Source organism: Petrocella sp. FN5 (assembly GCF_029210395.1).
In the GTDB taxonomy this organism is placed as follows: Bacteria; Bacillota; Clostridia; order Lachnospirales; family Vallitaleaceae; genus Petrocella.
Window position 1 is genome coordinate 1 of the sequence record NZ_JARGDP010000099.1, and the last position, 7,889, is coordinate 7,889.

A 7,889-nucleotide genomic window follows, 5' to 3' on the forward strand; every position below is an offset into this window, starting at 1 on the left:
TAATCATACCAATGATGATTATATTAGCAGTTCTTGTAGCATGTTCAACCCCAACTACAAGTCCGGAAGATGTTGATGAAGCATTACCAACAGATACAGAATCCCAATTGGTTGTCTATGGTGTAGCAGGAAACATAACAGAACTAACGGCGAAAGACGATGGTACGATTGTAATTCTGGTTGAAGGTGAATTAGATAACAATGGAGCTGACTATGCTCGGGGATATGTTACAGTTAATAAAGATACGGTGATTTATCTGAATGAAGAAATGCCGATGGAAGCCCTTGAAGAAGGTCAATATGTACATGTTTTCTTCGAAGGCGATGTCATGGAATCAGATCCTATACAGGCAACAGCCAGACAAATCAACATTGTTCCTGAAGATATCGAAGCTCCCGGAAATCCGGATAACTAATTTAATAATAAATAAGAAACCTCATAGGATTCATCCTTATGAGGTTTTGCTTGTTGTATTAAAGAGCATACAAGATTTATTGAATTATAGGAGCTTCATGTGCTATCATATGTAGAGAGTGACATAATATAACTATGGAGGATCGTCTGAATGTTGACAGTATGGGTATGGATCTTGGATCAAGTCATTAAAAAACTTGCCATAAACAAGTTGGCGGGACAAAAACCAGTGTATTATCTTAATGAGAAAATTAGCTTTAGTTTGGTAAAAAACAGAGGTGCTTTTTTGGGTTGGTTAAAAGACAAACCGGCTTATCTCCATGTTTTGACAATCCTATCTATCGTTATGATCCTAGTCATAGGTATACCATACTGGACAAGTGGAAAAGGTAAGTGGACGGGTATAGGCCTAGCCCTCATGCTAGGTGGTGCACTGGGAAATTATACTGACAGAATTAGAAGAGGCTATGTGGTGGATTATATTGCCTTTGCACCTAAACACGATGTACATTTTAATTTAGCGGATTTCGCTATTTTTAAAGGGGTCTTCTTAGTGTTCATTGGTAAGTGGATTGGGAAATAGATTCAGATAATGCTTCAAAAGCTTCTTTCTTCATACGGCTTCTTTCTCATCGTCGTTAATTAAAACACCATTTTTACCTGAATTTTTGATTTTATACATATAGCTGTCTGCTCTATAAAAAAAGTCTCTTGTTGATTCACCTTGCCATTTTGCAATACCACAACTAAACGATAGTTTATCCTCATGGAATTCTACCTTGTTTAATTCTATCAATACATTTTCCATAATAGCACTGACTTCATTTGTTTCAAGATTCTTAAACATAAGAACAAACTCATCACCACCATAGCGACCTACAAACTCAGCTGTTGGTAGATTATCTTTAATGATGTTAGCTATGCGACACAATACTTTATCTCCAAAAGCATGTCCGTAATGATCGTTAATTTTTTTGAAGCCATCTAAATCAATGACACCCAAAAACAAATTTTCTCCTGACAATTCAGCTTGATTTGTGTATTTTTCGATATATGTATTAATCATCCGTTGATTATAAAGCCCAGTTAAGGCATCTCTTTCCGATAAGTATTTTAGCTCTTCATTCTTTTTTTCAATTTCTGCTTTATCATCTAAATAAGTTACCGCATAAAGATATAGCATACGTGATATAAAAAATGCGATTATATTAATAACAAGTCCGTTAATCAGATGGGGAACAAGAAAAGACATATTTGATTGAAAAAAGGGTAAGCCAATAGCAAAGAAACTATAGCTTATTAAAAGTATAATACTAATGGTCCTAGGACGAATCCTAACGGCACTAATGACTGAAAATAGTACTAAGATATAAATACTAATGTCAGAACTGATATCTTGAGCAAAAAAGGTATTAAGTATGGACATACCTAAGATGATTATAACAATGCCACCGATATAGACTTCAGAATATTTCATGAAAAAAGAACCTGTTGTTTTTATCTTGGCAAATGAGAATAATAAGAGGCAGCCCAAGAAAATCAGTGCTATTTTTATCCCAACAATATCTAGCCCAAATGAGATTTGTCTTACACTTAAATAAACGATTGTTTGAATCGTTACAATCGTTAGAATGACAAGAACAATGGTTCTTAAACCAGCTATATTGTTTTCGTTTATTTTAGAATTCATCCTTTGTGTTTCAATGTTTTTTTTCTTATGCATAATCCCATTCTTTCTTAATAGATTATAATGTTGCTGACACAGCTTTCTCAGATGATTTAATTTTTAGGCTAGCAATTTAGCCTAATTGACCACAGGCAAAAAGATGATTCTTCATCTTTGGCGAGTGGCAACAATCATTAAGAAATCCTATAAGTGGGAAAGCCGAGTTACTTATTCTCATTATAAAGCAAGTCTGAAAATAGTACAATAGTCCCAGTGTATATAATATTCTATTATACAATCATCTGTTTAACCTTAATCAATATTGTGAAGAAAAAAAAGGACCTTTTTCAGGCAATCTCTTAACTTAATGACATTGCTTTTTCAGGTCCTTGTTTTTTAAATCAAGTCGAGTTCTTAAGTTGTATATATTTTCCTCAGGTAATCCATCTTTGCGGTCATGTTCATCATCAGCGCATCTACGAGCACCAATGCAGTCATAGCTTCTAATATGGTAACTGCTCTAGGAACGATGACTGGATCATGACGCCCTTCAATCATGATTTCTTTGTTTTCTTTTTGCCTTGTAACACTGGGCTGTTCAATGTGGATAGAAGCGGTTGGCTTTACAGTAGCTCTTACGATAATGGGACTGCCATCACTCATACCACCCACAATACCGCCGGCATGGTTGGTTTCTTTGATTAGCTTTCCGTCTTCATAACGAGAGAAGTCGTTGTTGTCAAAGCCCTTTTTATCAGCAACGCCAACACCGGCTCCGATTTCCACCGCTTTGATGGCACCAATCGACATGACCGCTTTGGCCAAATTAGCATCCAATTTGTCAAATACGGTCTCTCCAAGTCCGGTTGGAACGCCCGTTACGACACATTCTATAGTACCACCAATGGAGTTGCCTTCTTTAATGATATCATCTACATAGTGTCCGGCTTCGATTGCTTTTGCTTCATCCGGCATTCGAAATAGATTTTCATGAATCTGAGAAGCATCAAAATTAGCCATATCAACGATGACAGGCCCAACAGATCTTGTATAGCCAAGTAAGGTGATACCAAATTCCTTTAGTATTTTCTTAGCGATGGCACCCGCAGCAACACGGCCTATGGTTTCCCTGGCAGAAGAACGTCCACCACCACGATAATCACGTAGTCCATATTTTTCATCAAAAGTATAATCCGCATGTCCGGGTCGATAGACATCCACAATGTTAGAGTAATCCTTTGGACGTTGATCCGTGTTTTTTACAATTAGTGATATGGGGGTACCGGTTGTAAGGCCTTCAAACACACCAGATAAGATTTCGACTTTGTCGTTTTCCTTCCGAGGTGAAGCATATTTATTTTGACCGGGCTTTCTTTTATTTAATTCAAGTTGTATGTCTCGCACTTCAAGTGGTAATCCGGCAGGACAGCCGTCAATAACAACACCGACACCTTGACCATGAGACTCACCCCAAGTAGATATTCTAAATAGTGTACCAAATATTGATCCTGGCATAGAGAAATCCTCCTTTGCAAATTCGTTATGGTTCTTATGATTATAATCAATTTAAAGTGATAAAGCAAGTAAGGGCCCTTATAATGTATGAAATGAATTGTTAGACACAAACGCTTAATTAAAGTTTCATCTTTTTATCCTTTAGAATAAGTGATATAATGGGGTGAAATAATGATGTGAAAGATGATGATAGAATGAATAAAAGAGGTGGATCTATGTATGATGTTATATTAATCGGGGCAGGTGCAGCAGGAATTTTTGCGGCCTATGAGTTTGCCAAAGACAATCCGGGTATGGAAATATTGATGATAGAGAAGGGGTATGCGTTGGACAAGCGGTTCTGTCCCAAGACCAAAAATCCCACCATACCCTGTAGATGTAAAACTTGTAGTATTATGGAAGGTTTCTATGGCGCCGGTGGTTTTTCGGATGGTAAATATAATATTACCAATAATTTCGGTGGCGAACTCTACCGTTATATTGGTGAAAAAGAAGCCATTGATCTGATGTGGTATGTGGATCAGATCAACCTAGAAATGGGCGGCTCAGAAGCGAAGCTCTATTCAACAGGTAACAGTACTTTAAAAGCGGAAGCCCTTAAACACGACCTACATCTTCTAGATGCTAAGGTGCGTCATCTGGGTACAGACCGTAATTTTGTTATTGCCGGTCAGATGTATGATTTTATTAAAGATAAAATGACCATTTTGTTTGAAACGGAAGCAGAAACAGTAGAAAAGGTTGAGGATCATTTTGTCATTAAGACCAAAGACCAGACCTTTGAAGGCAAAAAGCTTATTCTTGCAACAGGCCGAACCGGTTCCAACTGGATCAACAAGATATGTGATCAATTTGGCATCGAAACAGAAAACAACCGTGTGGACATCGGTGTGCGTGTCGAGTTACCGGCACTTGTGTTTAAAGAAATAACAGACCAAGTCTACGAGAGCAAGATTGTATATCGAACAGACCGTTACAATGACTTGGTACGAACATTTTGTATGAACCCTTATGGTGAAGTTGTGACAGAAAACTATGGTGACATCGTGACGGTTAACGGACACAGTTATTCAGATCCATCTAAGCATACAGAAAATACAAACTTTGCCTTATTGGTGACCAATAAATTCACGGAACCCTTTAAAAACAGCAATGAGTATGGTGAGCATATCGCCCGTCTTAGCAACATGCTTGGTGGTGGGGTTATTATGCAGCGTTTTGGAGATTTGATTAAAGGAAGAAGAAGTTCAAAAAGACGTATGCTTAAATGCTTTACAACACCAACCTTACATGCGACGCCTGGTGATTTGAGTCTGGTATTGCCCAAACGACAATTGGACAACATCGTGGAGATGATTTATGCTCTAGATAAGATTGCACCTGGTACCGCCAATGAAGATACACTCCTTTATGGCGTTGAAGTGAAGTTCTACAACTCCAAAGTAGAAGTGGACCAGAATCTAGAAACCATTATAAAAGGGCTTTATATACTTGGCGATTGTTCCGGTGTTACCCATTCCTTATCCCAAGCAGCAGCCAGCGGTATTTATGTAGCCCAACAATTAAAGGAAGCTTATAAGAACAAGGCGATATAAGTGATTCAAAGCTTTAACAAACAAGGGAAAACGAGAGGTTAGTGCGTTATGTATGAACTATTAAAAAAGGATGGCATGGCCAAGCGCGGTACGTTTCACACGGTACATGGTCCTATTCAGACGCCTGTTTTTATGAATGTAGGGACAGCAGCGGCAATAAAGGGTGGTGTATCCACCAATGATCTAAAAGAAATCAAATGTCAAGTACAGTTGTCTAACACCTATCATCTTCATGTTCGAACCGGTGATGTCACCATTAAGAAACTGGGGGGCTTACACAAATTCATGGTTTGGGATCGTCCTATACTTACAGACTCTGGCGGGTTTCAAGTCTTTTCTTTGGCAGCCCTTAGAAAAATTAAAGAAGAAGGGGTTTATTTCTCCTCACACATTGACGGACACAAAATTTTTATGGGGCCGGAAGAAAGCATGCAGATTCAGTCGAATCTTAGCTCAACCATTGCCATGGCTTTTGATGAGTGCCCACCCATTCCCGCAACGCGCAAATACGTTATTGATTCTGTGGATCGAACAACCCGTTGGCTGGAACGTTGTAGAAAAGAACTGAACCATTTAAACACCCTTGAATCTACCATTAACAATAGGCAGATGCTCTTTGGTATTAATCAAGGTGGTGTCTACGATGATATAAGAATTGAACATGCAAAAGTCATTGGTGATATGAACCTTGACGGTTATGCAATCGGTGGGTTAGCCGTTGGAGAAAGTCATGATGAAATGTATAGAATATTGGAATCCACAGTGCCTTATATGCCTGAGAATAAACCGACCTATCTAATGGGTGTTGGAACACCGGAGAACATCCTTGAGGCAGTTGAGCGAGGGGTTGATTTTTTTGACTGCGTCTATCCAACCAGAAACGGCCGTCATGGTCATGTCTATACCAATCATGGAAAAATGAACATATACAACGCCAAATTCGAATTGGACGAAAGACCCATTGAAGAAGGTTGTGGTTGTGAAGCTTGTAAATCATATAGTAGATCCTATATCAGGCACTTAATGAAGGCCAAAGAGATGCTTGGTATGAGATTGTGTGTCATGCATAATCTGTATTTCTATAATACCATGATGGAAGAAATTAGAGATGCAATCGAAAATGGTAAATATAAAACCTATAAAAAAGCTAAAATAGAAGGCATGAATTCTAATTAAAAAATAGGTTATAAAGCTATTAAATAGAGGATTACACATCTTAAAATTCTATAAAAGTGTTGACACAAGAGTTTTTAATGTGTAAGCTTAAGAAAGTTATCATGAATACATAATAGGAATCATTAGGAGGCAATATATGAATTTTTTACCATTATTAGAAGCAGGCGCAGGTACCGGTAGTACGGGCATCGCGTATTCACTTTTACTTTACGGAGCTTTATTTGCATTTATGTGGTTTGTCTTGATTAGACCACAGAAAAAAAGACAAAAGGAAACAGAAGCTTTACAAAATTCCATTAAAACAGGCGATTCAGTTTTGCTGAGTGCTGGTATTTATGGAAAAGTCGTTGATACAGTTAATGATATTGTAATTGTTGAACTTGGCACAAATAAGAGTGTTAGAGTACCAGTACAACGTGCCGGTATTATCTCAAAAGCAGAACCGGATTTGTCCATCGTTAAATCAGAAGAAGAATAAGACAATTCATATGAAAAACTTAAGAAGGTTATCTCAACTCGTAGATAGCCTTCTTTTTTTGTTCATCAAATGTGCTTTGTAGAGTTCATCTCTAATGGAATAAGGTACCTGCAAGTCACCATAACCGGTACCAAGGTCTATACCCGGCTTATGGGCACCGTGAAAGTCAGAACCACCTGTGACAATAAGTCCATGATCTTCTGCCATAGCTTTTATATATTGGGTTTCGTGAGTTTTATAGGTTGTATAAATACCTTCTATACCTTGTAAGCCATAATTAACCAGTTCACCTAGAAGATGATCTAAAGTTTTTAAGTTTAGTTTATAGAGTACAGGGTGAGCTAAAACAGGGACGCCACCATTTTCAAGAATCATTTGGATGGCCATCTTTTGAGTTACTTTTTCCCGTTCTATATAAAAACGACCGTCATTGCCAATGTATTTATCAAAAGCTTTACGCATATTTTTGACAATGCCAAGATTTTCCATGGCTTTTGCAAAATGTGCCCTTGTGATGATGCCATCTTCAGAAGTTGCCAGAACATCTTTCATGGTTATCTTCAACCCTCCTTCTTGCATTTTTTGAATCATTTTTTCATTTCGATGGGTTCTAGATGCAATCAAGTATTTTAACTGATTTTGGAACTTTGGGTCGTTTTCATCAATATAATAGGCCAATATGTGAATGTCAGAGCTACATAGGTCTGAGTGTGTGGAAAACTCTATGCCGGAAATGATTTCAAGATCAGGGTAACTAAGAGCATGAGTTTTGGCTTCTGCCAAGGCTTCGGTTGTATCATGATCTGTTATTGCAAGAGCACTTAATCCTTTTACATGAGCGTAATCGACCAACTGTTTTGGGCTATATGTACCATCAGAAGCGATGGTGTGACTATGAAGATCAATTCTTTTCATTCGTATTCACCTTTTCTCTTTGTTTAGATGGATAGTGTAATTTATTATATCATATAGAATTCTTAATGTCATAAGGCTAAAAAGAATCTTTCAATAACATGAAGAATTCTAATTTTATCCATGAAATAA

The 7,889-nt window shown here is 37.6% G+C and carries 8 protein-coding genes; 5 read left to right on the forward strand and 3 right to left on the reverse strand.

The features are described from left to right. Together P0N36_RS13990 and P0N36_RS13995 are read left to right on the forward strand one after the other, a co-directional pair. A partial coding sequence (locus P0N36_RS13990; protein WP_275843479.1) for a DUF3221 domain-containing protein occupies positions 1–416 on the forward strand: 416 nt, incomplete at its 5' end. 150 nt (positions 417–566) lie between these two features. Next, a complete protein-coding gene (locus P0N36_RS13995) occupies positions 567–998 on the forward strand; it encodes a signal peptidase II (RefSeq protein ID WP_275843480.1) in 432 nt (143 codons plus the stop codon). Positions 999–1,028: 30 nt separating this feature from the next. Here P0N36_RS13995 and P0N36_RS14000 read toward each other — a convergent pair whose 3' ends face one another. Further along, positions 1,029–2,138: a GGDEF domain-containing protein gene (locus P0N36_RS14000; RefSeq protein ID WP_275843481.1), complete on the reverse strand. Its 1,110-nt coding sequence runs from the start codon at positions 2,136–2,138 to the stop codon at positions 1,029–1,031. A gap of 357 nt (positions 2,139–2,495) precedes the next feature. Beyond that, complete coding sequence (gene aroC, locus P0N36_RS14005; RefSeq protein ID WP_275843482.1) at positions 2,496–3,596, reverse strand: chorismate synthase; 1,101 nt, start codon at positions 3,594–3,596, stop codon at positions 2,496–2,498. 215 nt (positions 3,597–3,811) lie between these two features. Between aroC and P0N36_RS14010 the strand changes: the two genes are divergently transcribed. The 3 genes from P0N36_RS14010 (at position 3,812) to yajC (ending at position 6,845) form a co-directional block, all read left to right on the forward strand. Continuing rightward, positions 3,812–5,191: an NAD(P)/FAD-dependent oxidoreductase gene (locus P0N36_RS14010; protein ID WP_275843486.1), complete on the forward strand. Its 1,380-nt coding sequence runs from the start codon at positions 3,812–3,814 to the stop codon at positions 5,189–5,191. Positions 5,192–5,239: 48 nt separating this feature from the next. Then, a complete protein-coding gene (tgt, locus tag P0N36_RS14015) occupies positions 5,240–6,367 on the forward strand; it encodes a tRNA guanosine(34) transglycosylase Tgt (RefSeq protein WP_275843483.1) in 1,128 nt (375 codons plus the stop codon). Between the two features lie 136 nt (positions 6,368–6,503). Next, positions 6,504–6,845, forward strand: a complete 342-nt coding sequence (yajC, locus tag P0N36_RS14020; protein ID WP_275843484.1) for a preprotein translocase subunit YajC — start codon at positions 6,504–6,506, stop codon at positions 6,843–6,845. A gap of 33 nt (positions 6,846–6,878) precedes the next feature. On the opposite strand, the gene P0N36_RS14025 is transcribed toward yajC, so the two are convergent. After that, positions 6,879–7,760 (reverse strand): PHP domain-containing protein, encoded by an 882-nt coding sequence (locus P0N36_RS14025; RefSeq protein WP_275843485.1) that lies wholly within the window; start codon positions 7,758–7,760, stop codon positions 6,879–6,881. Positions 7,761–7,889 lie beyond the last annotated feature (129 nt).

Bases quoted from the DNA above. Each gene is read 5' to 3' on its own strand.
- tgt (WP_275843483.1), top strand. From the start codon at position 5,240: ATGTATGAACTATTAAAAAAGGATGGCATGGCCAAGCGCGGTACGTTT.
- P0N36_RS13995 (WP_275843480.1), top strand. From the start codon at position 567: ATGTTGACAGTATGGGTATGGATCTTGGATCAAGTCATTAAAAAACTT.
- yajC (WP_275843484.1), top strand. From the start codon at position 6,504: ATGAATTTTTTACCATTATTAGAAGCAGGCGCAGGTACCGGTAGTACG.
- P0N36_RS14025 (WP_275843485.1), bottom strand. From the start codon at position 7,760: ATGAAAAGAATTGATCTTCATAGTCACACCATCGCTTCTGATGGTACA.
- P0N36_RS14000 (WP_275843481.1), bottom strand. From the start codon at position 2,138: ATGCATAAGAAAAAAAACATTGAAACACAAAGGATGAATTCTAAAATA.
- P0N36_RS14010 (WP_275843486.1), top strand. From the start codon at position 3,812: ATGTATGATGTTATATTAATCGGGGCAGGTGCAGCAGGAATTTTTGCG.
- aroC (WP_275843482.1), bottom strand. From the start codon at position 3,596: ATGCCAGGATCAATATTTGGTACACTATTTAGAATATCTACTTGGGGT.